This is a genomic window from Polynucleobacter finlandensis (assembly GCF_018881755.1).
Classification (GTDB): Bacteria; Pseudomonadota; Gammaproteobacteria; order Burkholderiales; family Burkholderiaceae; genus Polynucleobacter; species Polynucleobacter finlandensis.
The window spans coordinates 1-547 of the sequence record NZ_JACVPS010000041.1 but is presented as its reverse complement, the minus strand read 5'-3'; the positions used below and the strand labels follow the sequence as shown (position 1 = coordinate 547).

The 547-nt window shown below is 40.4% G+C and carries 1 pseudogene (cut by a window edge); it reads right to left on the bottom strand.

Annotated elements, in window-relative coordinates:
* Positions 1-489: pseudogene (locus ICN49_RS11620) on the bottom strand (phasin family protein) (its annotated part extends 23 nt beyond the left edge of the window); the annotation flags it as partial.
* Between the last annotated feature and the right edge of the window lie 58 nt (positions 490-547).

Genomic DNA, 547 nt, shown 5'->3' with positions numbered 1-547 from the left:
GGCTGTCTGAACAACATGTTCATTCGAATTTAATGCGCTATCAGCACTCTTCTCTAAATTAGCATAAGCAGTATGTACAGATGAGCGAACTTGATCAAAGCCTTGGAGCGCAGCCTCAAATGCAGCCTTAAAAGAGGCTGTAAATGCCTCAGAGCCCGTGGGCGCTTTAGCAGAAGCTTCGTTCACCAAGTCATTTAATCGCTCTTTAGCATGCTCAATTGCAGAATCAGTCATTTCAATTAACTCATGATGGCTTTTACGCAATACTGAATTCACTTTAGCTTGATATGCAACAACACCAGCGGATGCCTCTTGAAGGGCATGAGCACTAAACATGGTCATAATTTCTTTGGGGTCTTTTAGCTTGAGAATTTCTGCTGATTTTTCTTGAACCGTTGCAAGCATTTCTTTAGTTGCATCATAGTGAATTTGAGCCAAACTTTGAGTATTCTCCAAAGCGAGTTGACTTAAAGCATGAACTGATTCCATCGATTTTTGATGGGCTTGAACTAATTTTTCATTTGCTTGGTACATAAGACACTCCTAA